We start from the raw sequence: 26493 nt of genomic DNA, 5'->3' as shown, positions 1-26493 counted from the left end.
GTATTTTCAGGCCTCAGCGCTGACTTTTACCTGATTGCGTCCGGATAGTTTGGCGCCATACACAGCCTGATCAGCTGATTGTAACAGACGCTTGACGGTCATTTTACTGCCTGGCTCCAGAGTAGAAACACCCACCGACAGGGTGACCTGTAATGTCTTGCCTGTTGGCGAGGTGAAATGGGTTTCAGCAACAGTTTTTCGCATACGTTCTGCAATATCCGCCGCCACAGAGCGCGTCGCATCGGCCAGTAAAACCACAAATTCTTCCCCACCATAGCGTGCTAATATATCCCCTTGTCGCAAACTGTCATTGAGCAGCTGTGCAACATGTTTGAGTACCTGATCGCCTGTCTGATGGCCATGACTGTCGTTGATGCGTTTAAAGTAGTCCAGATCGACAAACAAACAGGACAAGGGGGTGGCATTCCGATTAGCGCGGCTGAATTCTTCAATGATGCGTTGATCGAAAAAGCGGCGGTTATTTACCCCGGTAAGCGGATCTCGTAAGCCAACCAGTTTCACTTCCTCATGTAGCCGGGCATTTTCGATACAGGCTGATACTACCGCCGCCAGATGTTGCAAAAACTGCGTCCCGATGTTGGATTGAAAGCGATTAGGGTTTCGGCTGCCCAGATTGAGACTGCCTATCAATTGATTTTGACGAATCAGAGGGAGTAACGCGACGGAGCCTAATTCATTATAGGAGGGAAACAGTTGCTGGTGTTGATGAGAAGAAAATCTGGTGAGCCGGGGTATCCGTCGTAAACTGAAAAACTGTTCCAGACGTTGTACAGACTCAGTAAACAATAAATTTTTCTGCCAAAGTTCGGTTTCCGATAACGAATCCAGCAGGCGTTGGAATTCATATTCCGGATCATGCAGCATCAAAGTGACTGCCGTCAGTTGAAAACGATGTTTATGTTCTTCCAGGATCAGTTTCAGTAACGGTTCTAAACCGCTGCTGTTGAGCAAGCTTAATTCATATTGCTGAAAGTTGAGCTGTTTTCGCTCATTACTTTTGGCAATACGAATCAGATCATCCAAACGATCTTGAAGCGTCGTCACGTCTTTTTGAGGCATGCAACAGCCTTGAGCACTGAAATTATGTGTGGTGGCCCTAATAATGGCGCATTGCGCGGGCAATTGTCCATACTTCTACTGTATCGACACCATTTTGCTGCAAACAGCGAGTTGCTTCTGCTACGGTATGTCCCGTGGTATAGACATCATCTATCAATGCCACATGGTTATATGATGTCGCCATTCTTATAGCAAAAGCTTGTTTCAAATTACGTTTGCGTTGTTTGCCACTCAAGCCTGTTTGGGGAGAAGTATTGCGCTGTCGAATAAAACTGGTTTTATCCACCGCAATATCAAGCTGATTTCCCAGAGCGTCCGCTAACTGAGCAGACTGATTATATCCACGACTGCGCATGCGGCTTGGATGTAAAGGAATGGGAATCAGCACTTCGGGTAAAGCATTATTCCGTTGTCTGGTTTTATCAGCCAGCAGCCTGGCATATAGTTTGGTAAAGACCAGTTGCTGATGATATTTGAATGCAGCAATGCAATGATTGACAGGCGTTTCATAACGAAATAATGCCAGACTCAATTGCTGAGGTGGGGGTTGCTGCAGGCATTGTCCGCAAATTCCTGCCTCATTCAGTGGCAGTGCACATCGCTGACAACAATGGCCCAACCATGGCAGGTCGTTGATACAAGCTTTGCAAAGTGCATCCTGCTGACTAAACTCGCCACAGAGGAAGCAGGGAATCGGTAACAGTTTGCTGTATAATTCCGCCAAACGATGCGTCAATACGGCACTAAAGTTTCTGGCCATCATGTTATTAATCCATTAAATCTGATGAAGAAGCCCATGACTGAAAATATAGCAGAAAAGACCGCACCGCTTCGCCATGACTGGCAGCAGGCGGAAATTGAAGCCTTGTTTGATTTGCCATTTGCGGATCTGATGTACAAAGCTCAAACCATTCACCGGCAGAATTTTGATGCCAATGCTGTGCAAATCAGTACATTGTTAAGCATCAAAACGGGTGGCTGTGCTGAGGATTGTGGTTACTGTCCCCAAAGCGCACATCATCCATCGGCAGTAAAAGCTGAACCGTTAATGCCTCTGGATAAAGTACTTGAATCCGCTGCTCAGGCTAAATCCACTGGGGCCAGCCGTTTTTGTATGGGTGCCGCCTGGCGTAACCTGAAAGATCGTGATGTAGATCGTGTCGTCGCGATGATTGAAGGCGTTAAAGATATGGGGCTGGAAACCTGTGTCACGCTGGGCATGCTGGAAAATCATCAGGCCAAACGTCTGAAAGATGCCGGTCTGGATTATTACAATCATAATCTTGATACCTCTCCGGAATTCTATGGTGAAATCATCTCTACCCGTACTTATCAGGATCGTCTGGATACCTTAAGTCACGTTCGCGAAGCGGGTATTCATGTCTGCAGTGGCGGCATTGTCGGCATGGGTGAAAGCCGTAAGGATCGGGCCGGTCTGTTAATCAGTCTGGCCAATTTGCCAAGCCATCCTGAGAGCGTACCAATTAATCTATTGGTTCAAGTCGAAGGCACACCACTTGATGGCATCAACAACCTGGATCCATTTGAATTTGTTCGTACCATCGCGGTAGCGCGAATTATGATGCCACAGTCTTTTGTCAGACTTTCAGCCGGCCGTGAAAACATGACCGATGAATTACAGGCAATGAGCTTCCTGGCTGGTGCCAATTCGATTTTCTATGGTGAAAAACTGCTGACGACAGACAATCCGGATACTGACCATGATCAGCGTCTATTCAATCGTCTGGGTATTACACCGTTACAGGTCGGACAGCAACAATCGGAAGATAAACACTGTTCAGCGGCCTGAAGGTTAAATTAAAGATAATGCTCTGTGTGATGCTATCGCACAGAGCATTTCTGTTAATAAAGTCTGTCGGTTCCATCGCTCAAGATTACTGATTTCTCGAGGCGCTTTAGTGTCACAACTTCCCTGGCATTCACAACTCCAACAAACATTAACCGATCGTAAAGCCGCCGGCTTGTATCGTCGCACACGGTTGCGTGATGGTGAACAGGGCGTTGAGGTCGTGTTGGATGGTCGTAAAATGCTGTCTTTCAGCAGCAATGATTACCTGGGACTTGCTGCACATCCAGCATTAAAAAAGGCCTTTATCGACTCGCTGGAGCAGGAAGGCGTCGGCAGTGGCGCAGCGCATTTACTAACCGGTCACAGCCGTTATCATCATCAGCTTGAAGAAGCCCTGGCAGAATTTACTGGCCAGCAACGCGTTCTTTTGTTTTCCACCGGTTATATGGCCAATATCGGGGTAATTGATGGACTGTTGGGTAAAACGGATGTGGTGGTACAGGATAAATTGAATCACGCCTCCTTACTGGATGGCGGACGCCTCAGCGAAGCGCAGCAATTACGCTATCCCCATGCTGATATGGCTTTACTGCATCAACGACTACACACAGCCGCCAACTCCCGAAACAAACTGATTGTCAGTGATGGTGTGTTTAGTATGGACGGCGATGTTGCGCCATTAACAGAAATCATGGCATTGGCCGAACAGCACAAAGCTGGCGTATTAATAGATGATGCACACGGTCTTGGTGTGCTTGGTCAAAACGGCGGCGGTGTGATTGAGCATTTTGAATTAACACAGCAAAAACCGATTTTAGTCGGTACCTTTGGCAAAGCCTTTGGCACTGCAGGGGCATTTGTTGCAGCTGATGAAGTGGTGATTGAAACTCTGGTGCAACAGGCTCGCAGTTTTATCTACACCACTGCCCAGCCCCCGGCGATTGCAGCAGCAACGCTGGCAAGTTTAAAACTGGTGCAACAGGAAACCTGGCGGCGTGACAAATTACAAAAACTTATCAAACAGTTTCGTGATGGGGCGGATCAACTGGGATTACCTCTAATGCCATCGCAAACGGCGATTCAACCGCTGTTGATCGGTGATGATAAAAAAGCCCTTAAATTAGGACAGGATCTGGAACAGCACGGCATTCTAGTCGGCATTATTCGGCCACCGACTGTGCCGAAAAATACCGCCAGATTACGTATTACGCTTTCTACAGCTCACGATGCCGAACATATAAATAAATTGCTTGGTGCTCTGGAGGCCAGTTATGGACATTAAACAAATGGGCCAGGGACCTGATTTGGTTTTACTGCATGGCTGGAGCATGCATAGTGGCGTCTGGCAGCCGCTGGCTGAATTACTGGCGGAAAAATTCACCTTACACCTTGTTGATTTACCAGGACATGGTACTTCTGAATGGCATTCCGACGCACTGCAGATCAACAATATCCTGGATGAATTAGAACGCAATGTTCCAGAAACTGCTTTTTGGCTGGGCTGGTCGTTGGGTGGTCAATTAAGTCTGGCATTTGCCGCAAGGTTTCCCCAGCGGGTCAGCAAACTTATCCTGATGGCGGCAAATCCGAAATTTGTGACGGCGGATGATTGGTCAGAGGCGATGGATGAAGCTGTGTTTTCGGTATTTTCTGGTCAACTTGATCAAAATCAACGGGAAACCCTGAAACGCTTTGTGATGTTACAGGCCCGTGGGGCGGAAGGCAGTCGGGAAACTATTCAGCTACTGGCTGAACAAACTGCGGATAATGTGGCGCATCCCGAGGCGTTAAAGGCTGGACTGGAATTACTGGAAATCCTTGATTTACGTCTGGCGCTCAGTCAATTGAGCCAGCCGGTACAGTGCATTCTTGGGGAGCGTGATCAACTGGTCCCCATTTCACTGGCTGAACGTTTGTCAGAGTTAAATTCCAATATCGTGATTGAACGTATTGCCGGTGCAGGTCATGCGCCTTTTATCTCGCAACCACAACTTTGTGCGAACCACATATACGGATTTCTGCATGACTGACCAGGCATCAGGACCGGAAAAAAATCGTGTAGCACGCAGCTTTGGCAAAGCCGCCGTCAGTTATGATGATGTGGCGATATTGCAGCGCGATACCGCAGATGAAATGCTGGAGCGTCTGGATCTGGTCAAAATCAATCCACAGCATATTCTGGACTTGGGAACCGGCACAGGACGCAATCTGCATTTGCTGCAGCAGCGGTATCCGGCTGCCCGGCAAGTGGCAGTTGATATTGCACCGGCGATGCTTAACCAGGCCAGACAGCGTTATCTTAAAGATCAAGGTTTACGTCGCTGGTTACCGGGGCAAAAATCACCTTTATTTATTGCCGGTGATGCTGAGCAATTACCCTTGGCCGATAATAGCGTGGATTTAGTGTATGCCAACCTTGCTTTGCAATGGTGTGATCTGACATCAGTATTCGCAGAGATACAACGCGTTTTGCGCCCCGGTGGTTTACTGATGTTCAGTACGCTGGGACCTGATACCTTGCAGGAGCTACGTCAAAGTTGGGCGGCAGTAGATAATTATCCGCATATCAATGTATTTCTGGATATGCATGATGTGGCGGAAGCCATGTTTACGGCCGGGCTTGCTGATCCGGTTTTGGATAGTGATCGGCATACATTGCAATATCCCGATCTGGTCAGCATGATGCGTGATCTGCAGCAATTGGGAGCGCGCAATGTCAATCATGGACGGCGCCGTGGCTTAACGGGTAAAAACACTTTGAAAAAAGTAACCCATGCCAGTGAACAATTCCGGATCAATGGGCAACTTCCAGCCACTTATGAAGTAATATACGGACATGCCTGGGCAGGGGAGAATTCACTGCAGATGACCGAAGATGGCTGTGTGGCAGTCAGTCTCGACCAATTGAGAAGCAAGCTCTGATGACTCAGCATATATTTGTTACCGGCACCGATACCGAAGTCGGTAAAACCCGTATCAGTGTCGGACTGATCAAAGTTTTACAACAGCAGGGCCTGAGAGTCGCGGCAATGAAACCGGTCGCCAGTGGCTGTGAGTGGCGGGATGGGCAATTGCAAAATGAGGATGCACTGGCCCTCAGCCAGCAGGCAGATATCAAGTTACCGTATTCGCAGGTCAATCCTTATGCCTTTGAACCGGCGATTGCCCCACATCTTGCAGCGGAACAGGTAGGCGAAACCATTTCACTGACGGTTATTGAAAGCCAATTTGCTGCGATGCGGTTACAGGCAGATGCCGTCGTGGTCGAAGGGGCAGGTGGCTGGCTGGTGCCATTAAATGATCAGCAAACAATTGCCGATTTGGCGAAAGCATTGAAATTACCAGTAGTGCTGGTGGTGGCGATAAAGCTGGGCTGCATTAACCATGCTCTGCTGACGGTTCAGGCGATTGCCGACTCCGGTCTCAATCTGGTGGGTTGGGTCGCCAATGATTTTCTTAATGATTCACAGTCAACCGCGATTATCCAAAGTCTGAAGCAACGTATCACGGCGCCCTGTCTGGGGATTGTGCCCAGACTAGCCCAAGATGAAGATGCCAGCGCATATCTGACTTTATAACGTTTATTGTTGCTGCGTTACCGGGAAAACAGTGATTTCATCTCCTGTCTGCCATTGCGGATATTTATGCATCACTAGCTTGAACAGGTCGGACTGAAGAAAGCCATTCAGCCAGTTCTGCAGTTTTGGATAATTCGCATGGCTAAACCATTCCCAATCCACCAGAGCAAATTGTCTGATAAAAGGCAACAGAGCAAAATCTACTAACGTAAGAGAATCAGTCATTAAGCCGGTTTGCTGGTGGAGACGCTTTTCCAGTTTGGCTAAAAACTGTTCGCCTTGTTCGCGGTAGTAAAGCTCACTATGTTCTGGATAACGATCGGCGTATTTGTAGCGATCCAGCATCTGTTTGAAACTGACGTCATTTTCTTCAATTAACATTAACGCTTCCTTACGTTGCTGTTCGTCCAAAGATTGCCATATGGCATGATGTGCAGCAGCCCAAAGCATAATGTCGAGACTTTCCTCTATGACATTATTATTGCTGTCCAACAGTACCGGCACCGTGGCTTTTGGTGAGATTTCCAGCAATTCAGCTGGTTTATCTTTTAATACGACTTCCCGTATTTCTACTTCACAACCGGCAATGGCAATGGCCAGACGCGCACGCATTGCGTACGGGCAACGGCGAAAACTATAGAGAATTGGGCGTTTGATTGACATATCACGCTCTTGCTAAATTGGGCTGCCTGCTAGGCAGTCATCAGGCAGGCGGTGCGTTGAACAAGATATTTGCGTGAACAGTAACGCTAAGCTTGTTTGCTGTTCCGCAGTTCTTCTGCCTGACGGTTTAACGTATGTTTGACCAGAATGTTGCGATCGGTTTCACTCATATGGGTAAAGGCTACCCGCAGATAAAAACTTTTCCCGCCAGTACTTTCAATCATTTGATCACAGCCAATGACTTTGGCAATTGCCCGGATATGCAAACCACCAGGTAATAGTTGCATTCTGATTTCGAGTGGTGACCGGGCTTCAAATACGGTATCGGTCATCAAAGCCAGTCCGCCTGCACTGAGATTCACTTCATTGGCGGTTTCCGGGTTTAGCGGTGTGTGTAATAACTGGACATTCTGAGCCAGCAGATTCACCTTATCATCAAGCATTCGCAGGGCTCTGGCGATATCTCTGTCAGAATGACCGATTTGATCGGTCAGGTGATTAAAACTTTTCTGGATGGTTGAAAGTTGCTGTGTCAACTGTCCGGCCTCAGGTGTGGCATCAATAATAGACTGACCAATGTGTTCTGCTTCTGCTTCAGTTAATGGAATGAGGGACAGGACAAGTCGATCATTAATGCGGAAAAATGCGCGACGATCGGCGCCTGTAGCGGTGGTTTCGTTCATCATTTGCTTTCCTGTCTGCCCATGATTCATTTAATGAATCACTGCCATTACCTGTTAAAAGTCGAATCATTTTAAAACATGTACGGCACAGAAAGCATATTTTCTCTGTGCCGTACATGTCACTTTTGTTAAACAGATTACAAGTTTTCTGAAGCAAAGTCAGCCAGACGTGATCGTTCCCCTCTCAACAGGGTGATATGCCCGCTATGTGGCCAGTTTTTAAAATGATCCACCACATAAGTCAGGCCCGAAGTGGTCTCACTCAAATACGGCGTATCAATTTGCGAAATATTACCCAGGCAGACAATCTTGGTGCCTGGACCCGCCCTAGTAATCAGGGTTTTCATTTGTTTCGAGGTCAGATTCTGCGCTTCATCAATAATGATAAAGCGATTGAGGAAAGTACGGCCACGCATAAAGTTCAATGAGCGAATTTTAATCCAGCGCTGCAGTAAATCATTTGTAGCCTGACGACCCCAGTCGCCACCATCAGTTTTGTTGAGCACTTCCAGGTTATCCATTAATGCGCCCATCCATGGTGTCATTTTTTCTTCTTCAGTACCGGGCAGAAAGCCGATATCTTCACCCACTGGCACCGTGACCCGGGTCATGATGATCTCACCATAACGTTTGTGTTCGATGCATTGGGTTAACGCAGCGGCCAGCGTCAGCAGGGTTTTACCGGTACCGGCCTGACCCAGCAGGGTGACAAAATCGATTTCCGGATCCATTAATAAGTTCAAGGCAAAATTCTGTTCGCGGTTGCGAGCGGTAATGCCCCAGACCGAATGATTTTCCCGGCGATAATCATGGATTAATTCGATATCGGCGGTGGTTTCATTGTTATTACGCACTACTGCTTCAATCGCCCGTTCTTCACCGGGTGAATAAATCAATTGGTTGGGGTACCAGTCTTTGACGACTTCGCCTTCCACTTGATAGAAAGTACGGCCATCTTCCGTCCATGATTCGAGGCGGTTCAGGTCTTCCCAGAAGTCGGCTTTAAGTTCGCTGGACCCGCGATATAACAGATCCACATCATCCAGCACTTTATCGTTGTAATAATCTTCGGCGCAAATACCTAATACCGTGGCTTTGATACGCAGATTAATATCTTTGGAAACCAGAATAACGTTGGTATCAACCTGAGCCTGTTGCAGATTGATTGCAACAGCCAGAATGGCATTATCAGCGATTTGGCCGGGTAACTCTTTAGGTAACTCGCCGGACATTTGTCGGGTCTGGAAAAACAAGCGGCCACTGGCCTGAGGCACATCACTATTGGTTACACTGGGTAACGGAATGCCCAGATTTATGGCATCGTTGTCTGCGGCCTGTTCCAGTAGATCATCCAGAAAACGACTGACCTGGCGTACATTGCGTGATACCTCGGATAGACCTTTTTTACCTCTGTCGAGCTCTTCGAGCACCACCATTGGCAGAAAAATATCATGTTCATCAAAACGGAAGAGAGCAGTGGGGTCGTGCATCAGCACATTGGTATCAAGTACAAACAGACGTTTTGTCGCGTCGGGTCGTTTAATCATTCGGAAGAGATCCTCTTGTTATAGTGACGTACCTGCATTTGATTATGATCGAAGAATACGCATCTGCAAAGAGGCTCCAGAGGGTTTTCTACAGGGAAACTAAATAGGTTATTGAAACCACTGTAAATAATGCTTTGTAATGGAGGTATTGCGAATGATTTTGCTAAAAGTGATTGAGCTTCAGCAAGGGATGAACAATTTGTCTGGCGACATTATTTGTCGACCCAATGTAAACTCATTATTGAGAGGTCTAATTTTTATCGATAATGTTAATTACAGCAAATCAAGTTATAACGCATCCCGCCATCTGAAACAGGCTATTTGAATGAACGAAAAACTTGGAATTTCACAGGAAACCTTTGCGTTTTTTTTGCCAATCATCAGTTTGTTTGGCAGCACTGTTATCCTGTTGCTTGTGGTGCTGGTTTTAAACTCCCTTGCGTCGCGATTTATTCGCCGGACTGTCGACTCCAGTGAATTACGGCGAAAATGGCTGGTGCAGACCCGCAATGGCATTATTCTCATCTTCATTCTGGGATTGATCTTAATCTGGGGAGAAGAGCTCAGAACCCTGGCGTTATCCGTTGTAGCGATTGCCGTGGCATTTGTGGTGGCGACTAAAGAACTGATCCTTTGTGTGACAGGATCACTACTGAAAACCGGTGCAGGCTCTTTTGATATTGGTGACAGGATTCAAATCAGGGATTTTCGTGGTGATGTTATCGATCAAACCTTGTTGGCCACTACTATACTGGAGGTTGGCCCCGGTAAATTGACCCATCAACGCACCGGGCGTATGGCGGTAATTCCCAATGCTTTATTTGTCTCAGAACCCGTTATCAATGAAAGCTATACCCGACAATACGTTTTGCATGTATTCACGGTGCCGTTTAAAAGAACGGATAAGTGGCAGGCTGCTCAGCAAGCTTTATTGGTAGCTGCTTCCAAGCACTGTCTGCCCTATCTTGAGAATGCCCGGTTATATATGCAGAGACTCAGTGATGAACGGGGACTGGATGCAAGTTCAGTGGATCCCCGCGTTACCATTCAAGTCCCAACCGCGGCGGAGATTCATCTGGTGGTACGTTTTCCGGTGAGAGCGTCGCAACGCAGTTATATCGAACAGTTGATTCTTTCAGAGGTATTTACGGAAGATTATTCCGGTAAAGGTAAAAGCACTGACGAAGAGGAAGCAGAGAAAGAGGAAAATTAATTTTCCTCCAGATCGCAGCTAATAGCTGACACAACTATTCTTCATACTTTGGTTTATCCGTGTTGTCGTCTTCGTCATTTCTTCTTTCATCATTGACAAGATCATCGGTGATAGCCGACCCCGCCCCGGATTGATCGCCGGTTTGAGATTCTTCAATAGTGACGGATTCTTTACCGTTTTCACTGTCGATGATGACTTGTTTGCCTTCACCATCATCCTCAGCAAACGCCATGGTCATAAAACCTGACGAAAGTACGATGGCAATAATGGGTTTAGTAAAAAAATTTTGCATAAAGTGGATCCTTGTTCGAAGGAAAAGATCTGATTAACGTGCTGGCTTGCTATTTTATTAGCACTATTAGTAAATGATAAAGCTTCATGATGCGTTAACTTCAGTTAATCGACTTTGGGGAAATCTCAGCTTTGACTCGGCTACAGTTAGAAAAAAATCAGCTGTTCATTTATCTGGTGGCGATATCACTGGGCTTGATATCAGGTGTAATGTATCCGCATCTAAGCAGCTATGTGGAGGTTTTAGTCTGGCCATTATTAGGGTTGCTGTTATTTTCAACTTTTACCCAGGTATCGTTAACGCATCTGCGTGAGACGTCCTTCAATCCCCGGTTTTTGATTGCAGCCATAGTGGGTAATTTTTTGTTCATTCCAGTTGTTGTGGCTGGTTTGTTGATGTTGGCTCCAGATGATCCGGCGGTACGGCTGGGAATTTTGCTAGTGTTATTAGTGCCCTGTACCGACTGGTTTATTACCTTTACTCAGCTTGCTGGCGGCGATACCCGGCAGGCCATCACTTTCGCGCCGATTAGCTTGTTGTTGCAAGTTATATTGTTACCATTTTATCTGTATGTTTTTCTGGGCAATGAATTCACTGTCAGTCTGGCGCACAGTGAGATGCTATGGGTTTTTATCGGCTTAATTGTCGTGCCATTGATATTGGCCTGGGCAACACAGAAATTTGCCGAACAGCATCCATCAGGCGAGCAGTTCATAAACTATCTGGCATGGTTCCCCGTCACCGTCCTGGCATTGGTTATGTTTATTATCGCCAGCTCACAAGTGGCAATTGTTCTGGGTTCGTTAGCGCTGCTGCCCGGTTTGTTGCTGGTGTTTGTTTTATTTCTGCTGATTGTCGCTCTGATGGCCAGAGTTTTATCGAGGTTATTACATCTGTCATCTGCACAGGGTAGAGTGTTGGCATTCAGTTTTGGAACCCGCAATTCATTTGTCATGCTGCCATTGGCTTTGGCTTTACCAGCGAATTACGAGCTAGCAGTGGTGGTAATTGTGTTTCAGTCACTGGTCGAGTTGATTGGCATGATGGTGTTTTTATGGTGGGTACCGAAGCAGCTTTTTCCTTAGACAGGTAAATATCAATGGCTAAGCATCAACAACTAACCAATCTTGAGCAATTGTTTGATTGCATTGGGGAAGCTGCTGAGCAAAAACGCAATGAAAAGGTTTCCATCGATAGCATTATGGATATGATTGGCCGCCGTTCATTTGGACCGTTATTGCTGTTGGCAGGCCTGATTATATTGGCACCAGTGATAGGGGATATTCCGGGTGTTCCCACTATTATGGGGTTGTTTATTTTATTAGTTGCTGTTCAGTTAGTTATTGGTCAGGAACATTTCTGGTTGCCCAAATGGCTATTACAACGCGCTGTACCCAGTGAAAAATTACTCAAAGCGGTTGAGTGGTTACGTAAACCTGCACACTTTATCGATAAACTGATTCGCCCAAGATTATTGATCTTCGTCAATGGAACAGCCAAATATGTCATTGCCATTGTCTGTATTTTCATCGCATTGATGTTACCGTTTATGGAGGTCGTACCTTTCAGCGCCAATGCAGGAGGTCTTGCAATAGTGGCATTTGGTCTGGCACTGATTGCCAGCGATGGGTTGCTATCGTTATTTTCGTTTATTCTGACTGGTCTGACGGCATGGCTTATTATCGCTAATCTGTTTTGAGTTGGACAGATAAGATTTTTGACTGCTCATTTTGCTTTAGCGAGACAAATTTTCCTTGATAGCTGTATTACATGAAGGTTTGAGCTAAAGATGCAGCGACGCACAAAATTACGAATTATCTATTATCTCAATGTGGCTTTGATTCTGCTGCTGGTGGGCTATCAGTTTTATTTGCATCTATCTGAAACAGACTTTAAATCGCTCCATTCCGAGCAAGTCAGCAGAATTAAAACTATTGCTCAACAGGAGCAGTTTAATTTTGCAGTGGTGGGGAACATCAATAATTCGACGCATATTTTTCAAAAACAGCTCATTCCTTTGATCAATGCTTCTGATAACCGCTTTCTAATTTCTGCCGGAAATGCCGTCAGTAGTGGGGCAGAAGAAAATTATCGTTCATTGTTCAAACTGCTACATGAACTGGATATTCCCTGGCTGCTTACATACGGAGAAAATGAGGAAAGTGATTTTGGTGATGTCAGGTTTTATAAACATTTAGGGCCACATTTCTTTTCATTTATTGCTGGTGAAAATCATTTCTTATTTGTTGATAACACCGGAAATTCACCTTTGCAATGGCAGCTGGATTGGCTGGATCGGGAACTGGAATCATCTAAACAAGCTAACCGATTTGTGTTTATCGGTCTGCCACTGCATCAGGCTTTGGAGGAAACTCCAGCTTTTGAATCAGAAAATTACTTTGGTGATAGCATTGTCCGTAAAGCATTCATAGAACTTTTCGAGCGACATAAAGTTGATGTGGTGTTTTCAGCCAATTTGTCACTGTTTCATCAACAGCTGAAAAATGGCGTGCGTTATGTCACAACAGGGGGGGCAGGCGGTTTGATAGTAAATGATGAAGACAGCTTTCATCATTACGTTCAAGTGACTGTAAATGGTGATGAGATTGGCATAAGTCCAGTAAGGTTGGATATCAGTAGCTATTCAATACTTAACACGCTGGACAGCGTTTGGTCAGCGATTTATACATTTATTTATGTAAGCTTTGGTCGGTTTTTGTTTGTAGTAAGCCTGATGGTGTTGATTGGGTTGAAACTGCGCGAATTTATTTATCAAGAACGTGATTACTACACCCAATTTAATATTGATGACAGTGCCTATCGCGATAAACCAAAACGTATTGCCATGTTTACTAATAACTATTTTCCGTTTATTTCTGGAGTCACGATGTCGATCGAACGTCTGGCTCGCGGTTTGACAATGCTGCATCACACGGTCCAGGTTTTTGCCCCGGATTATGAGGCAGTTACTGAATTACAGCCTGAATGTGAACGTGTTAAAACCCTTCTAGCATTCGGTCATAAGCGTGAATTTCGTTTAACGAATCCTTTACAGTTTTCTATTCGCAAGCGTTTTAGAGAATTTAAACCAGATCTGGTGCATTTGCATCACCCATTCTGGCTGGGATCGGTGGGGCATTGGTTGGCAAAGCGACACAATTTACCTACTGTCTACACTTATCACACTCGTTTGGAAATGTACGCCCATTATGTGCCTTTGCCAGGGGTGTTTTTTCGAAATGTTATCTCCCATGCCATGATCAGACGTTTCTGCAATCGTTGTGACGGGGTAATTGTACCCACCTTTTCCACAGAAGAATATTTACGTCTGATTGGAGTGAAATCAAGGATATGTGTCCAGCCTACTGGAGTGGATTTTGACAGATTTAATCAACCACATGCTATCGGTTCTGAGAGTTTGCGAAAAAATCTGGGATTACAGCACGATGATATTGTCCTCCTCAGTGTGTCAAGGTTGGGCAGGGAAAAAAATATCAAATTTTTACTGGATGCACTGGAAACCTTACCAAGATTTATTCAGCAAGAGGTCAAATTGATCCTGGTTGGAGAAGGTGATGATCGAGAGTATCTAGAAAATCGTATTGTACACAAAGCCTTGTCAGGAAAAGTGCAACTTATAGGTGAAATTAATCCTGATAATATTCCTGCTTACTATCAGATGGCGGATATTTTTGTGTTCGCATCAAAATCTGAAACCCAGGGAATGGTTATATTGGAAGCCATGTCGGCAGGGTTACCGGTTGTGGCGATTCGTTCCAGTGGTATTGATGATGTGATTGAACATGGTAAAACCGGGTATAAAACATTGGATGATGTGGAGGTATGGACTAAGAAACTTGCAGATTTAATTAGGGATACAGCTCTGCGTGAACAGTTTTCTCACAATGCGATCATTTTCGCCAAACAACACGATATCGGCGAATATGCTGAAAAAATCGATTTGTTTTACAGCGAAATTTTAGCTACGCATGCCCAGCAAGAACGACACTAATCATCAACATGTTCTTTTTTCTTTACCCAACGAATAATTGCCATCAACACACTAATTAAGGTCACAGCAATTACAAGTTCGCCCCAAAATTGTTGGTTATCGGTAGCCGAAACAATTTTATTTAATTGTCCCCCCAGAAGGGTGACTACTATGAGACCAGGGATGATGCCAATCGCAGAACCAATCATATAGCGAGAAAATTTTAGCTGGAATGCTCCAGCCATCATATTAGTCATGGTAAACGGCGCGATAGGTAGTAAATTAATAACCACCATGCTATGAACACTATTTTCCTGCATAAACCGACTTACAACACGCAGGTAATGGCTGCTATGTTTTTCAATGGTGCTGCGTCCTAGCACATGACCAATCCAATAACTCAATGCAGAGGAACATAAAGTCGCTACTGTTGCGTAAAAAATCGCCCACCAAGGACTGAACAAAAAACCAGTCACAACGACCAGTATGGTTAACGGGAACATGACCGTCAGTAGTAATAAATAACTTAGAAGAATGGCTGGAAATAACCAAGGGGCGTGTTTGATTTGGGCTACATGAGTTAATAGCTTTTCGATTCTTGAAGTGGTGATAAAACCGCTCTCAATTAAGTAGCGCCAGGACAAAGCTAACATTATCATTAGGCCTGCAAATAGCAAAAGCTGAATCACTGGACGAGGCACGTTGGTTCCTTACTTTTTATCGAATTAAAGTATTAAGTTTTGATATTGAAATGGTCTTAGGTCTTGGTAGTAATGCATTTCAGCTTTAGTCTGGAACTACTGCTCGGCCAATGGTATTGGCGTCAGTGCCAAACCATAAGGCGTTGGTACCATCATCGAACACCATATTTCTGACTGTTAATCCACCAGATGGTACTTCATCTATTGCAATAAATTGTTCTTTTTTGCTATCAAAACCGATAAAACGATTTGGCTGCAGCCCTGTTTCGACATACCATATACGATCCTGACTATCGACAGCCATGGCATATAATCCGGCGGCTTCACCACCCGGGGTCTGCCATTGCTGCATGGATTTATCCTGCGGATTATAAACACCGAGATAGCCCATACCTGCATCTACCCACCAGACCCGGTTATCGGACGTCAGTCCGATCCTGCGAATAATGCTTTCTTCGTGTGGAGTGGAGATGATTTCCAATTGCATTGAATCTGGATCAATTGTGCCAATCGCGTTGCTGCCCATAAAGGCAATCCAGGGACGATCCTGATTATCGACCACCAGTCCATAAGGACGCATGTGGTTTCCTGGTACCTCAACGATTTGCACTTCACCCGAATCAGTAGCCAATTTTCCAATAAAACCGGCTTTTCCCGAACGCTGTACGGTGAACCAGATATTTCCGTCCGATGTCCAGGCCATTGTATGAGGATCATTGACGCCCTCGGGCATCTCAAAACGAGTCACATTGCCAGTTTCAGGATCAAGGCGGCCAATATGTTGGTCTTTATTACCTGCATACCATGGATAACCCTCGTCATCGACAATGACTGTATGTGGGCCGGCTTCGGGAATAGCATAACGTTGCATATCGCCTGACTGGGGATCTAGCCTCGCAATATAATCTCCTACCTGACCTACAAACCAGACCTGACCATCCGGACTGATATAGGGATCACGAGGTCGGCTGTTTTGCCATTCGACTTTCCATTCGGTGAAATCCAGAGAGACCATTTTGTCAGGACTCGCCTTGTTTTCACTTTTAGATTTATCAGCTGTAGCGTGACTGATGAACAGCATGCAGCTGAAGACGAATAGGCAACTGGTCTGAATAAAATGTTTAGCAGAGAACGTTTTAGTACTTGTCATATTTACCCTACAGGGTTGCTTTTGGGAATCAGTAAGGTGTTGACTATAGAGAAACCCAAAAGTGCTGATTAACTAAAGATAAACAGTCCCTAGAAGAAAGAGGAAAAAATGAATAGTGAATCCGTGTTGAAAATTATTTTACTGACAACCGCTGCAGGAATTTGTATTCCGATAGGTGGCTGGGTTGCCTCATTTGAGCGGGTGCATTCTCAGTGGCTGGAAAGAGAATTAAGACATTTCATCATTGCTTTCGGTGGTGGGATTTTATTGGGCGCAGTAACGATAGTGCTGGTCCCGGAAGGTATCAATAATATGCATGACTCGCTCTGGAGTATTCCGGTTATTTTGTCAGGTGGCCTGATTTTTTTCGGTGTGGAACGGTTAATGGGAAGCCATAATAACGAATCTCCTCAACTTATGGGCATGATATTGGATTACATTCCTGAGGCTATCGCGCTGGGAGGTTTGATGGCCTTAAATCCTGCCTCCGGGCCTTTGCTGGCATTATTGATCGGGTTACAAAATTTACCTGAAGGGTTTAATGCCTACCGAGAACTAAAACACCACAATAAACACGATAACGTACTGCTCAAAATGGCAGGATTAGTAATACTTGGCCCGATTGCTGGGTTGGTAGGATATTGGTTTTTATCAGAACATCAATCGTTACTGGGGGCCATTATGTTGTTTGCATCAGGTGGGATTTTATATCTCATTTTTCAGGATATTGCCCCCCAGTCGAAATTGGAAAAGCACTGGGCTCCACCGTTAGGGGCGGTATTGGGTTTTTGTCTGGCCTTGTTTGGACATTTACTGATGGCAACGCATTAAGTAATTACATTCAATTTGCTTCTCAATCAAAAATAGCAAGTGACTATTTGTTCAAACTTTAACCTATGTAATATCAGTTGGCAGATTAGCTTGCTACCTTAAACTCACTAGTGTCATAAACAGTCATTTCAACGTAGGCACTACGGTGTTTTTTTCCATGTTGGTACATGGCGAGAAGTATCCGTTGGGATTCTGATTTATTCATCAGTGGCTGTTGATCTTTCATAGCCGCCTCTGAAAGATCAACAGCCCCTAGGCCGGGATTAAATCCGGCCACATACTTAAACGATATTTCCCTGGTAGTCATACCAAAATACTTTACTTACAAAAAACAAATCCGGATTTGAAAGCTTATTATAAGGAACGCAATATGGAAACTCTCTCAGCAAATAATAGCAGCGTGTCATGGGCAGCCATTTTCGCTGGTGCTGTCAGTGCAGCGGCCATGACGTTAATCATGTTAATACTTGGTTTCGGTCTGGGCTTTTCAGTTATTTCACCTTGGCAGAATGAAGGCGTCACAATGGAAACCATTGGATGGTCGACCATTACCTGGTTAACCATCACACAAATTGTGGCAGCAGGTTTAGGTGGCTATATCGCTGGACGACTCCGAACCCGATGGACTGATATCAATATTGATGAAATTTATTTTCGTGATACCGCGCACGGCCTGATCAGTTGGGCTGTGGCAACGCTGTTGGTCGCACTTTTAATTCTCTCAAGTGTGGGTGCTGTTATCAGTGGTACAACCAAGGCAGGTGCCTCTCTGGTACAAGGCGCATCTTCAGTAACCCCTGCCATTAGTGAAGCGGCATCTGAATCCTCTGATTATTTTACCGATGCACTATTACGTACAGCGCCAGGGACTGAAATTGCTCAACGTGCTGATGGCAATGTTCGTGATGAATTATCCACCATATTGGTTCAAGCCTTGCGTGACGGCGAGCTAAACGAAGACGATAAACAATATGTCGTTGGATTGGTGGCGAACTATACCGAATTAGATGAATCCGAAGCAGAGCAACGTGTTGATAATGTCATCGAACGTGCAGAGCAAGCGTTAGCGGATGCTGAGCAGACTGCTCGTGAAGCAGCCGATACTGCTTTGGAAGGCGCTACCTTCGCATCATTATGGATATTTGTCGCGTTATTGATTGGCGCATATATCGCCAGCTTTATGGCGACAGTTGGTGGTCGCCAACGCGATTCCATCATTCATTAATTGTAGTGGCATGATGACAAATATTTTTAAGGAGAAATAACATGCGATCCATTCTTTTATGGTTTTTAGGTGTGCCAATTCCCATCATTATTTTATTGGCGATCCTGCTTTAAATTTAACAGCAAAAAAGTTAGCGGAGTCGCTAATACGACTCTGCTAACAGTGCTAAATGAACAAGGTTTATCGCCGATGCAAGCCGCAGGTGTTTGCTATTGAGCTCTTCGGCTCTTAAGTTAACCAGCTTATCGCGACTTCAAAAGGTCAGGTGGTTGATAAAACCCAATATGGAGTTGAATCAATGACAAGAAAAAATAGTGCAATAGACCCAACTGTATTTGGGCAAGTAAATGAAGAACTCGAAACTTCTTTACAGGAAGCGTTTATAGAAGTCCGCCAACAAACGGAAAAGATTTGTGCCAATCTGGAAATTGAAGATCTGGTCGTACAGCCAGCCGCTTATGTCAGTCCACCAAAATGGCATTTGGCCCATACATCCTGGTTTTTTGACTGTTTTGTTTTAGCACCACTTCAGCTAGCGCAAACCAGCAAATCGCCTCAATATCATTTTTTATTCAACTCGTATTACAAAAGTCAGGGTGCCCATTGGCAGCAGTCCAATCGTGGTCAACTGTCTCGGCCGACAGTGAAAGAAATCATGCTTTATCGACAGCAGATTACCGAGGCGATTGTTGATCTTTTTGAATCGCACGCTCTGTCTGAACAACAACTGGAAATAATTGCCACCGGAATACAACACGAGCAGCAGCATCAGGAATTGTTGTTAATGGATATCAAATTTATTCTGGGTAATCAGCCTTGGCCTGCTGCCTATGAACAGACTGCTGATGCCGATGATATTTTATTACCTGCCAGAGCCCTGGGCTGGTTGGAATGGACAGAAAATATTTCTCTGTTTGGTGCGCGTTTGGATGAGTTCTCCTATGACAATGAACGTCCCCGCCATCGGCGTTGGATTAGTGGTTTTCAGTTGGCTGATCGGCTGATTAACAATGGCGAATATATGGATTTTATGACCGATGGTGGCTATCGTCGTCCAGAGCTATGGTTAAGTGATGGCTGGGACTGGGTGCAGCAAAACCAAATGACCCATCCGCTATACTGGCGTAAACAAAACCATCACTGGGATGAATATCATCTCCGCGGTCTGCAACCTTTAAACCCGAATTTACCGGTGAGTCATATCAGTTTTTATGAAGCCGATGCCTATGCGCGATGGATGGGGGCACGACTGCCTACTGAGTTTGAACTGGAGTCGTATACTTCTCGTAACAGACAGTTGTTTGAGGCTGAAAACGCTTTCTGGGATCCGGAACAATCAATTTATCCTTCTCCTGACAGGGCATGTGATGAATTTGATACAGGTCTGCTCTGGCAATGGACTAACAGTGCTTATTCACCCTATCCTGGATACAGAACATCTAATACGTCGCTCGGCGAATATAACGGTAAGTTCATGGCGAATCAGTATGTTTTGAAAGGTGGTTGTGTGGCAACGCCTAAACATCACATGCGTGCCAGTTATCGAAATTTTTACCGCCCATATGATCGCTGGGCTTTTACCGGTATTCGTTTGGCAAAGGATTTGTAATGACCTATCTGGTTCTGGATTCAATTCGAAATCAAACGCAAGATGCCCTTAAAGAGCAATTTGCTTTTGATGTTTTAATGGGATTCTCAGCACCCACCAAATATCTGCCAAGTAAATATTTTTATGATGCCAAAGGCAGTAAGTTATTTGAACAGATCACCGAGTTGGAGGAATATTATCCAACACGTTGTGAATTTGAAATCCTTAGTAAGGTTGGATCTGAACTTGCTGGATTTATCCAGGATAAGCCATTTGAAATTGTCGAGTTGGGCGCCGGGGATGGCTGTAAGACTAAAGTTTTGCTGAGCAAACTATTAGAATCCACTGATGCGTTTTCTTACATACCCATCGATATTTCTGAATCGGCGATGGCAGATCTGATCAGTTCATTAAATCAATCTCATCCGACGCTAACTACTCACGGTATTGTCGGTGATTATTTTGCCAGTATCCGCCACCTTGAAAACACATCTGACAGTCGCAAACTGGTGCTGTTGCTGGGCTCCAATATCGGCAACTTTGACTTTCCAAGTGCCAAACGGTTTTTGCACAGTATCTGGAAGTGTCTGAATCATAATGATTTATTGTTAATTGGTTTTGATTTGAAAAAAGATATTGATGTACTAACCCGGGCTTATAACGACAAAAAAGGCATTACCCGCGCTTTTAATTTGAATGTATTAACCCGTATTAATAATGAGCTGGATGGTGAGTTTGATTTAAACCGATTTTCGCATCATGGAATGTATAATCCGCGGCATGGGGCGATGGAGAGTTATTTAGTCTCGCTGGAGCAACAGGAAGTACATATCGGGGCGCTGGAGAAAACGTTTGAATTTAACCCCTATGAAGCCATCCATCTTGAGCTGTCACATAAATACCTGCTATCAGATATGCATAAAATGGCCAATGAAACCGGCTTTAATGTGTTGAAAAACTGGCAAGATTCCCAAGGCTATTTTGCTGATGGGCTTTGGCAGGTTAATAAGGATTTCCCCGAATCATCATTATAGGAAATTTGTCCTTTGAGATTTTCAAGCGTCTAATAAGCGAAAATACATCCCGACAGATTCATACCTTCAAAGGCAATAATGATGAAGCTCAATATCAGCGATTTTCAGGCCTTGCCAGACAGCAAGATTAATCTGAAGAAATGGCCTACTCTGATTGATCCTTTATATACCTCAAAAAAACACTACCAAAAAATACTGAAACAGAATGTTGAGGCATTAAGTGAGTTGCAGCATATGCTTTATGCCGATAATCATTATTCGATACTGCTGATTTTTCAGGGCATGGATGCCGCGGGAAAGGATGGCGCTATACGGCATGTGATGTCAGGTATTAATCCACAGGGTTTTCAGGTATTCAGCTTTAAACAGCCCAGTGCAAACGAACTGGAACATGATTTTCTTTGGCGAACGGCACGTTGCCTGCCTGAACGGGGACGGATCGGTATTTTTAATCGCTCCTATTATGAAGAGGTGCTGATTGTTAAAGTGCATCCTGAGTTTCTGGTGTCACAGCGCTTACCCGATAAACTGCCCCCCAAAAAAAGCTTCTGGCAGAACCGTTACCGTTCCATTCTGGAACATGAAGCACATTTGCATCGAAGTGGCACCCGAATCATTAAGTTCTTTTTACATCAATCCAAGGATGAGCAGGCCAGACGTTTTATGCAGAGAATCGATGACCCCGATAAAAACTGGAAACTGACTACTGCAGATATTGAACAACGTGAATTCTGGGATGACTATACCAAAGCGTACGAAGAGTGCATTAATGCTTCAACAACGAAAGAGGCACCGTGGTACATCATCCCTGCTGATGATAAAAAGAATGCCCGGTTAATTATTTCGGAAATCTTTTTAAACACATTGAGTGCGTTGCCATTAGCCTATCCTCAGGCGACTGATGCCCATCGACTTGAATTACAGTCTATTCGTGAGCATTTAGAGAAATCCTGACAGTAAAGCGACCTGAACGGAGCATTAATCTAATGGTAATGCCGTCGATTTTATCGGTGATTTCATCACAAACGACGTATGCACACCAGTCACTCCTTCAATTCGAGTGAGTTTCTGCAACAGAAACTGCTGATAGGCATCCATGTCCTTGACGATCACTTTGAGCAAGTAATCTGCTGATTGACCGGTAATCAAGTGACATTCCAATACTTCCGGGTAACTGGCGAGCTTTTCTTCCAGACCACTAAAGCGTTCCGGGGTATGTTTATCCATACTAATGCCTATAAAAGCCATCAGTGTCAGCCCCAGCTTACGTGCATTTAATAACGCCACATAACCATCGATCAAACCATTCTCTTCCATCTGTTTGACACGTCGAAGTGTAGGGGAGGGAGATAGGTTAATCGCTTCGGCCAGTTCCTGATTGGAAATGCGGCCCTGCTTTTGCAGAATATCGAGAATCATATGATCATATCGATCCAGTTTTTCAGTCATGATTTACTCCAATAAAATACATTAAAAGCATTTTATGCTTAAAAAATAACTTTATCAGCAATTATATTTGTATTGGAGACGTTTTCATGAAACTTTAGCAATTTAATTCTGCAGCTGTCTCTTTATACTATTCCACATGCCTGAACCGGTAGTGTTATAAGCCACAAGCTTTGTTTAACGCAGTTCTCTCAAGTTCATCACAAGTGAATGGCGGAAACTGAAAAAGATTGGTTACCCTCCAATCCTTGTTAAATAAACCTGCCGGAAGCGTCCCTAAAAAAACTACGCTCTCAGGCACTCTATTTTGCTTATCCAGACTCAGGAGTCAGAAGATGATTGCCAATCCCGCTCAAAAATATCGTCGCTTTGAGCCAATTCAATTACCGGATCGCCAATGGCCGAATCAGGTGATTGAAAAGCCGCCTATCTGGATGAGCACCGATCTGCGTGATGGCAATCAGGCATTGATTGATCCGATGTCGATCGAAACCAAAATGCGTTATTTCAAAGCCCTGGTGGAAATGGGCTTTAAGGAAATCGAGGTCGGATTTCCGTCTGCCTCGGAAACTGACTTTAATCTGGTCCGTCGTCTGATCGAAGAAAATGTGATCCCGGAGGATGTCACTATTGAAGTATTGACCCAGGCCCGTCAGGATTTAATTGAGCGCACTGTAGAGTCACTTAAAGGGGCTCGTCGGGCCATTTTACATATGTACAATCCGATTGCTCCGGCGTTTCGCAAAATCGTTTACAACACCGATAAAGCCGGCGTGAAAGAGATTGCCGAACGCGGCACGCGCTGGGTTAAGGCGTTAACAGAACAACACCCGGAAACCGAATGGGTTTACCAATATTCACCTGAAGTGTTCTCCAGCACGGAGGTGGATTTTGCCAAAGAAGTTTGTGATGCCGTGTCAGCCATCTGGCAGCCAACGCCAGAGAAAAAGATGATATTCAATTTGCCGGCAACGGTTGAAATGTCGACACCCAATACCTATGCCGACCAGATTGAATGGATGCATCGTAATTTAAACAATCGAGACAGTATTATTCTGAGTGTGCACCCGCATAATGATCGCGGTACTGCTGTTGCAGCTGCTGAGTTGGCAGTGATGGCTGGTGCTGATCGGGTGGAAGGCTGTTTGTTTGGTAATGGCGAGCGTACCGGCAATGTCGACTTGGTGACGCTGGCGTTGAATTTATATTCACAAGGTATTCATCCCGGTTTGGATTTCAGCCAGATTGATCAGGTTCGTCAACTGGCCGAAGAGTGCACCCAGTTACCGGTGCATCCTCGTCATCCCTATGCCGGTGAATTGGTGTTTACCGCGTTTTCGGGATCCCATCAGGATGCCATTAAAAAAGGCTTGGCCAAACAGGATCCGGAAGGTTTCTGGGAAGTACCGTATCTGCCAATTGATCCGGCGGATTTACATCGAAGTTACGATGCGGTGGTCAGGGTGAATAGCCAATCGGGTAAAGGCGGGGTGAGCTTCCTGTTACAACAAAATGCTGGATTTGAGTTGCCGCGTCGCTTGCAGATTGAATTCAGTAAAATTGTGCAACAGCACAGTGACAGTAGTGGCAAGGAAATTAATGCTGCAACTATAGCGCAATTGTTTGATGAAGCTTATCTCGCTGTCAACACGCCTTACCGTTTCAGAAGCAGTAGCGTAGTGGATGATTCACAAGATATTGCCAGCGCTGAGGTTCAATTGGATCACGGGACAACACCCTTCACACTTCAGGCCAAAGGGACCGGACCAGTTGATGCGGTTGCAAAGGCCTTGTCTGAACATATTCAGCAGGATATTTCTGTTGTTGATTACCATGAACACGGCATCGGAAGCGGTTCAGAAGCCATAGCGGTGAGTTATGTTGAAATGAAAGTGGGTAATGCTCAACCGGTATTTGGTGTCGGACAGGATAAAAATATCAGCCGGGCCGCCATTAAAGCGCTAATCAATGGGGTAAATCGTTTTCTCACAATGCAGCGTGAAGCAGCATAACACATTGAAAGTAATGAAAAATGGTTGATAAGCAAAGGTAAGGAAGTTTTTCACCTTATCTATGGTTAGAATACTGAATTTGGCCTAAATTAACAGTTAAACTGTTGATTTAAAAGGGGTTGGTTATATTTTTCGTCAGTTTGATGTGAGTGGTGATATTCGTTAGGGTGTATGTAACAGTAAATGGTTAGCAGCCATTTTATTTAAGCTGTTTTTAACCACTATAAAAGGAGGCCGCCATGTTAAAACAATGTTTTTACACAGTCGCCCTGACAACTCTTTTTGCCAGCACCTCTGCGTTTGCTGCCAATGAAAATACTAGCAAGCATCCTGCTCATAAAATGGATAACTCCGTCTCGCCGACAGCTGCGGAAATAGATCAGCAGGCCGATTATCAATGGGAAAAAGATAAAGCCGCCAATAGTTCGGCAGATATATCGTCGGATGGTAATCATCCAGCCCATGATATGGGCGAGTCTGCTGAACGTATTAATAAAGAATCTAAAGATGCGTATCAGGAAAATCGTTTAAATGCTGTAGAAGAAGATAATGCGATGCATCCTGCTCATGAAATGGATGAGGTAGAACCTGTTCAGAAGCGCGGGCAATAACACTTTTATCAGTCCATTTTTAATCAAGCGGCAGTTCTGTTGAGTAAGCTCAATGGTATGTCGCTTTTTTCTTTGAACCAATACTATCTGTATGGTTTAGACTTACTTTTTAACGCCAGAATGGAAATGATATGTCACTGCTAAGAACGGTTTGTCTGATAACCATAGCTTTCTTATCTGGTTGTGCCAGTTGGTCGCCCAACTATGAACAGCCACAGGTCAATATCACCTCATTTTCATTTGCACCTGAATCGAATGGTCTGGCGCCGAGATTTATTATTGGATTGCAGATCATTAATCCAAACCGGAATGCCTTACCGTTAAAAGGCATGAGTTATTCGATTGAAGTGGAAAATAATCGGGTTTTAAGCGGTGCGACACCGGATTTACCGCGTGTTCCAGCCTATGGTATGGCTGATTTTACCATTGAAGCCAGTCCAGATTTACTGGGTAGCGCCCGCTTACTGAATCGATTGTTTTCCGGGCAGGCAAAAAGCCTTGATTACCGCTTCAAGGCAAAACTGGATATGGGAAGGTTCGTGCCTTATCTAAACATAGAAGAGAGCGGCCAGTTTGACTTGTCGAACACTGCGGGAAATTAGTTTTTGCTAGGGCTTGTTGAGCTCTCATCTCCACCTCTATTGTGAGCTGAAAAAGCGTCAATCAAGGCACGAGGGGTGCCTTTTGTGAGATACATCCATGTCCCCATTGGGGCTTACGCTCAAAAACGCTCCCGGCGTTTTTGTAGTCATTCTAAATAAGTGACGAGCAAAGCTTCCGCATCCTGCTCACGCCCCTGACCTACATCCATGTAGGCCACCCAGACCGGCGCACGCCTCCCTGGCGCGCCAGTATACCGCCCATCCGTGGACATAAGTGACGCTTTTTCAGTCGCAACCCGAAGGGCTCCGACTATTTTTGCGAGCGCCTGCGTTGTCAATCAATTATGTAGTAAGGCTACAAGGTGGGTTTTCCGCCTTGCCAGACACAAAAATAATCGCCAGCACTGGTGGAGATGAAAGATCAACAAGCCCTAAC

At 45.0% G+C, this 26493-nt stretch carries 26 protein-coding genes; 17 read left to right on the top strand and 9 right to left on the bottom strand.

Annotated features, from left to right (window positions below):
• Positions 1–6: 6 nt before the first annotated feature.
• Positions 7–1080 carry a DUF484 family protein gene (locus tag B4F66_RS12430; protein WP_292411640.1) on the bottom strand — a complete coding sequence of 358 codons (1074 nt, stop codon included), beginning with the start codon at positions 1078–1080 and terminating at the stop codon, positions 7–9.
• Positions 1081–1117: 37 nt separating this feature from the next.
• Entirely contained in the window at positions 1118–1843 is a 726-nt protein-coding gene (locus B4F66_RS12425) for a ComF family protein (RefSeq protein ID WP_292353588.1), read from the bottom strand.
• 33 nt (positions 1844–1876) lie between these two features.
• Here B4F66_RS12425 and bioB point away from each other — a divergent pair, with 33 nt between their 5' ends.
• The 5 genes from bioB (at position 1877) to bioD (ending at position 6468) form a co-directional block, all read left to right on the top strand.
• The gene (gene bioB, locus B4F66_RS12420; protein ID WP_292353589.1) at positions 1877–2890 is read left to right on the top strand and encodes a biotin synthase BioB; all 1014 of its coding nucleotides are present in this window, start codon (positions 1877–1879) and stop codon (positions 2888–2890) included.
• A 109-nt stretch (positions 2891–2999) separates the two neighbouring features.
• A complete protein-coding gene (bioF, locus tag B4F66_RS12415; RefSeq protein WP_292353590.1) occupies positions 3000–4172 on the top strand; it encodes an 8-amino-7-oxononanoate synthase in 1173 nt (390 codons plus the stop codon).
• The gene (gene bioH, locus B4F66_RS12410; RefSeq protein ID WP_292353591.1) at positions 4162–4920 is read left to right on the top strand and encodes a pimeloyl-ACP methyl ester esterase BioH; all 759 of its coding nucleotides are present in this window, start codon (positions 4162–4164) and stop codon (positions 4918–4920) included. Before bioF ends, bioH begins: the two co-directional genes overlap by 11 nt.
• A complete protein-coding gene (gene bioC, locus B4F66_RS12405; protein WP_292353592.1) occupies positions 4913–5812 on the top strand; it encodes a malonyl-ACP O-methyltransferase BioC in 900 nt (299 codons plus the stop codon). Before bioH ends, bioC begins: the two co-directional genes overlap by 8 nt.
• Positions 5812–6468 (top strand): dethiobiotin synthase, encoded by a 657-nt coding sequence (gene bioD, locus B4F66_RS12400; protein ID WP_292353593.1) that lies wholly within the window; start codon positions 5812–5814, stop codon positions 6466–6468. Before bioC ends, bioD begins: the two co-directional genes overlap by 1 nt.
• Before the next feature lie 3 nt (positions 6469–6471).
• Here bioD and B4F66_RS12395 read toward each other — a convergent pair whose 3' ends face one another.
• The 3 genes from B4F66_RS12395 to B4F66_RS12385 form a co-directional block, all read right to left on the bottom strand.
• Positions 6472–7131 carry a glutathione S-transferase gene (locus B4F66_RS12395; RefSeq protein WP_292353594.1) on the bottom strand — a complete coding sequence of 220 codons (660 nt, stop codon included), beginning with the start codon at positions 7129–7131 and terminating at the stop codon, positions 6472–6474.
• Positions 7132–7217: 86 nt separating this feature from the next.
• Positions 7218–7817 (bottom strand): PilZ domain-containing protein, encoded by a 600-nt coding sequence (locus tag B4F66_RS12390; protein WP_292400200.1) that lies wholly within the window; start codon positions 7815–7817, stop codon positions 7218–7220.
• Positions 7818–7951: 134 nt separating this feature from the next.
• Entirely contained in the window at positions 7952–9361 is a 1410-nt protein-coding gene (locus B4F66_RS12385; protein WP_292353596.1) for a PhoH family protein, read from the bottom strand.
• 325 nt (positions 9362–9686) lie between these two features.
• Between B4F66_RS12385 and B4F66_RS12380 the strand changes: the two genes are divergently transcribed.
• Positions 9687–10574, top strand: a complete 888-nt coding sequence (locus B4F66_RS12380) for a mechanosensitive ion channel domain-containing protein (protein ID WP_292353597.1) — start codon at positions 9687–9689, stop codon at positions 10572–10574.
• 34 nt (positions 10575–10608) lie between these two features.
• On the opposite strand, the gene B4F66_RS12375 is transcribed toward B4F66_RS12380, so the two are convergent.
• Positions 10609–10866: a hypothetical protein gene (locus tag B4F66_RS12375; RefSeq protein WP_292353598.1), complete on the bottom strand. Its 258-nt coding sequence runs from the start codon at positions 10864–10866 to the stop codon at positions 10609–10611.
• A gap of 131 nt (positions 10867–10997) precedes the next feature.
• Between B4F66_RS12375 and B4F66_RS12370 the strand changes: the two genes are divergently transcribed.
• The 3 genes from B4F66_RS12370 to B4F66_RS12360 all read left to right on the top strand — a co-directional run bounded on the left by B4F66_RS12370 (position 10998) and on the right by B4F66_RS12360 (position 14878).
• Positions 10998–11951 (top strand): arsenic resistance protein, encoded by a 954-nt coding sequence (locus B4F66_RS12370; RefSeq protein ID WP_292353599.1) that lies wholly within the window; start codon positions 10998–11000, stop codon positions 11949–11951.
• Positions 11952–11965: 14 nt separating this feature from the next.
• Positions 11966–12565, top strand: a complete 600-nt coding sequence (locus B4F66_RS12365) for an exopolysaccharide biosynthesis protein (RefSeq protein WP_292353600.1) — start codon at positions 11966–11968, stop codon at positions 12563–12565.
• Between the two features lie 90 nt (positions 12566–12655).
• Positions 12656–14878 carry a glycosyltransferase gene (locus tag B4F66_RS12360; protein WP_292353601.1) on the top strand — a complete coding sequence of 741 codons (2223 nt, stop codon included), beginning with the start codon at positions 12656–12658 and terminating at the stop codon, positions 14876–14878.
• Here the strand turns inward: B4F66_RS12360 and B4F66_RS12355 are convergent.
• Both B4F66_RS12355 and B4F66_RS12350 read right to left on the bottom strand, forming a co-directional pair.
• The gene (locus B4F66_RS12355; protein WP_292353602.1) at positions 14875–15558 is read right to left on the bottom strand and encodes a TVP38/TMEM64 family protein; all 684 of its coding nucleotides are present in this window, start codon (positions 15556–15558) and stop codon (positions 14875–14877) included. The genes B4F66_RS12360 and B4F66_RS12355 overlap by 4 nt on opposite strands.
• Before the next feature lie 85 nt (positions 15559–15643).
• Positions 15644–16708 (bottom strand): Vgb family protein, encoded by a 1065-nt coding sequence (locus B4F66_RS12350; RefSeq protein WP_292353603.1) that lies wholly within the window; start codon positions 16706–16708, stop codon positions 15644–15646.
• A 108-nt stretch (positions 16709–16816) separates the two neighbouring features.
• Between B4F66_RS12350 and B4F66_RS12345 the strand changes: the two genes are divergently transcribed.
• The 5 genes from B4F66_RS12345 (at position 16817) to B4F66_RS12325 (ending at position 22340) form a co-directional block, all read left to right on the top strand.
• Complete coding sequence (locus tag B4F66_RS12345; RefSeq protein WP_292353604.1) at positions 16817–17539, top strand: ZIP family metal transporter; 723 nt, start codon at positions 16817–16819, stop codon at positions 17537–17539.
• A gap of 370 nt (positions 17540–17909) precedes the next feature.
• A complete protein-coding gene (locus B4F66_RS12340) occupies positions 17910–18764 on the top strand; it encodes a hypothetical protein (RefSeq protein ID WP_292353605.1) in 855 nt (284 codons plus the stop codon).
• 298 nt (positions 18765–19062) lie between these two features.
• Positions 19063–20373 carry an ergothioneine biosynthesis protein EgtB gene (gene egtB / locus B4F66_RS12335; RefSeq protein ID WP_292353606.1) on the top strand — a complete coding sequence of 437 codons (1311 nt, stop codon included), beginning with the start codon at positions 19063–19065 and terminating at the stop codon, positions 20371–20373.
• Positions 20373–21386, top strand: a complete 1014-nt coding sequence (egtD, locus tag B4F66_RS12330; protein ID WP_292353607.1) for an L-histidine N(alpha)-methyltransferase — start codon at positions 20373–20375, stop codon at positions 21384–21386. The genes egtB and egtD overlap by 1 nt, the downstream gene beginning before the upstream one ends.
• 78 nt (positions 21387–21464) lie before the next feature.
• Positions 21465–22340, top strand: coding sequence for an ADP-polyphosphate phosphotransferase (locus B4F66_RS12325; RefSeq protein ID WP_292400176.1), 876 nt, complete (start codon positions 21465–21467; stop codon positions 22338–22340).
• A gap of 24 nt (positions 22341–22364) precedes the next feature.
• Here the strand turns inward: B4F66_RS12325 and B4F66_RS12320 are convergent, their stop codons facing one another.
• On the bottom strand, positions 22365–22835 hold the full coding sequence (locus tag B4F66_RS12320) for an Lrp/AsnC family transcriptional regulator (RefSeq protein ID WP_292353609.1): 471 nt from the start codon (positions 22833–22835) through the stop codon (positions 22365–22367).
• A 332-nt stretch (positions 22836–23167) separates the two neighbouring features.
• On the opposite strand from B4F66_RS12320, the gene leuA reads away from it, so the two are divergent.
• The 3 genes from leuA (at position 23168) to B4F66_RS12305 (ending at position 26057) form a co-directional block, all read left to right on the top strand.
• Positions 23168–24844, top strand: a complete 1677-nt coding sequence (leuA, locus tag B4F66_RS12315) for a 2-isopropylmalate synthase (RefSeq protein ID WP_292353610.1) — start codon at positions 23168–23170, stop codon at positions 24842–24844.
• Between the two features lie 239 nt (positions 24845–25083).
• Positions 25084–25455: a hypothetical protein gene (locus B4F66_RS12310; RefSeq protein WP_292353611.1), complete on the top strand. Its 372-nt coding sequence runs from the start codon at positions 25084–25086 to the stop codon at positions 25453–25455.
• Positions 25456–25586: 131 nt separating this feature from the next.
• Positions 25587–26057, top strand: coding sequence for an LEA/WHy family protein (locus B4F66_RS12305; RefSeq protein ID WP_292353612.1), 471 nt, complete (start codon positions 25587–25589; stop codon positions 26055–26057).
• Positions 26058–26493: the final 436 nt, after the last annotated feature.

It is taken from the genome of Methylophaga sp. UBA3603, assembly GCF_002375335.1.
Lineage (GTDB): Bacteria > Pseudomonadota > Gammaproteobacteria > Nitrosococcales > Methylophagaceae > Methylophaga.
Note: the sequence above shows the minus strand (reverse complement) of the source record. Positions and strands in the feature narration are given on the sequence as shown.

What these genes read in the sequence shown, in the direction of transcription:
- B4F66_RS12430 (WP_292411640.1), bottom strand. Translation starts at nt 1,080, where the DNA reads ATGCCTCAAAAAGACGTGACGACGCTTCAAGATCGTTTGGATGATCTG.
- B4F66_RS12425 (WP_292353588.1), bottom strand. Translation starts at nt 1,843, where the DNA reads ATGATGGCCAGAAACTTTAGTGCCGTATTGACGCATCGTTTGGCGGAA.
- bioB (WP_292353589.1), top strand. Translation starts at nt 1,877, where the DNA reads ATGACTGAAAATATAGCAGAAAAGACCGCACCGCTTCGCCATGACTGG.
- bioH (WP_292353591.1), top strand. Translation starts at nt 4,162, where the DNA reads ATGGACATTAAACAAATGGGCCAGGGACCTGATTTGGTTTTACTGCAT.
- bioC (WP_292353592.1), top strand. Translation starts at nt 4,913, where the DNA reads ATGACTGACCAGGCATCAGGACCGGAAAAAAATCGTGTAGCACGCAGC.
- bioD (WP_292353593.1), top strand. Translation starts at nt 5,812, where the DNA reads ATGACTCAGCATATATTTGTTACCGGCACCGATACCGAAGTCGGTAAA.
- B4F66_RS12395 (WP_292353594.1), bottom strand. Translation starts at nt 7,131, where the DNA reads ATGTCAATCAAACGCCCAATTCTCTATAGTTTTCGCCGTTGCCCGTAC.
- B4F66_RS12390 (WP_292400200.1), bottom strand. Translation starts at nt 7,817, where the DNA reads ATGATGAACGAAACCACCGCTACAGGCGCCGATCGTCGCGCATTTTTC.
- B4F66_RS12385 (WP_292353596.1), bottom strand. Translation starts at nt 9,361, where the DNA reads ATGATTAAACGACCCGACGCGACAAAACGTCTGTTTGTACTTGATACC.
- B4F66_RS12380 (WP_292353597.1), top strand. Translation starts at nt 9,687, where the DNA reads ATGAACGAAAAACTTGGAATTTCACAGGAAACCTTTGCGTTTTTTTTG.
- B4F66_RS12375 (WP_292353598.1), bottom strand. Translation starts at nt 10,866, where the DNA reads ATGCAAAATTTTTTTACTAAACCCATTATTGCCATCGTACTTTCGTCA.
- B4F66_RS12365 (WP_292353600.1), top strand. Translation starts at nt 11,966, where the DNA reads ATGGCTAAGCATCAACAACTAACCAATCTTGAGCAATTGTTTGATTGC.
- B4F66_RS12360 (WP_292353601.1), top strand. Translation starts at nt 12,656, where the DNA reads ATGCAGCGACGCACAAAATTACGAATTATCTATTATCTCAATGTGGCT.
- B4F66_RS12350 (WP_292353603.1), bottom strand. Translation starts at nt 16,708, where the DNA reads ATGACAAGTACTAAAACGTTCTCTGCTAAACATTTTATTCAGACCAGT.
- B4F66_RS12345 (WP_292353604.1), top strand. Translation starts at nt 16,817, where the DNA reads ATGAATAGTGAATCCGTGTTGAAAATTATTTTACTGACAACCGCTGCA.
- B4F66_RS12340 (WP_292353605.1), top strand. Translation starts at nt 17,910, where the DNA reads ATGGAAACTCTCTCAGCAAATAATAGCAGCGTGTCATGGGCAGCCATT.
- egtB (WP_292353606.1), top strand. Translation starts at nt 19,063, where the DNA reads ATGACAAGAAAAAATAGTGCAATAGACCCAACTGTATTTGGGCAAGTA.
- egtD (WP_292353607.1), top strand. Translation starts at nt 20,373, where the DNA reads ATGACCTATCTGGTTCTGGATTCAATTCGAAATCAAACGCAAGATGCC.
- B4F66_RS12325 (WP_292400176.1), top strand. Translation starts at nt 21,465, where the DNA reads ATGATGAAGCTCAATATCAGCGATTTTCAGGCCTTGCCAGACAGCAAG.
- B4F66_RS12320 (WP_292353609.1), bottom strand. Translation starts at nt 22,835, where the DNA reads ATGACTGAAAAACTGGATCGATATGATCATATGATTCTCGATATTCTG.
- leuA (WP_292353610.1), top strand. Translation starts at nt 23,168, where the DNA reads ATGATTGCCAATCCCGCTCAAAAATATCGTCGCTTTGAGCCAATTCAA.
- B4F66_RS12310 (WP_292353611.1), top strand. Translation starts at nt 25,084, where the DNA reads ATGTTAAAACAATGTTTTTACACAGTCGCCCTGACAACTCTTTTTGCC.
- B4F66_RS12305 (WP_292353612.1), top strand. Translation starts at nt 25,587, where the DNA reads ATGTCACTGCTAAGAACGGTTTGTCTGATAACCATAGCTTTCTTATCT.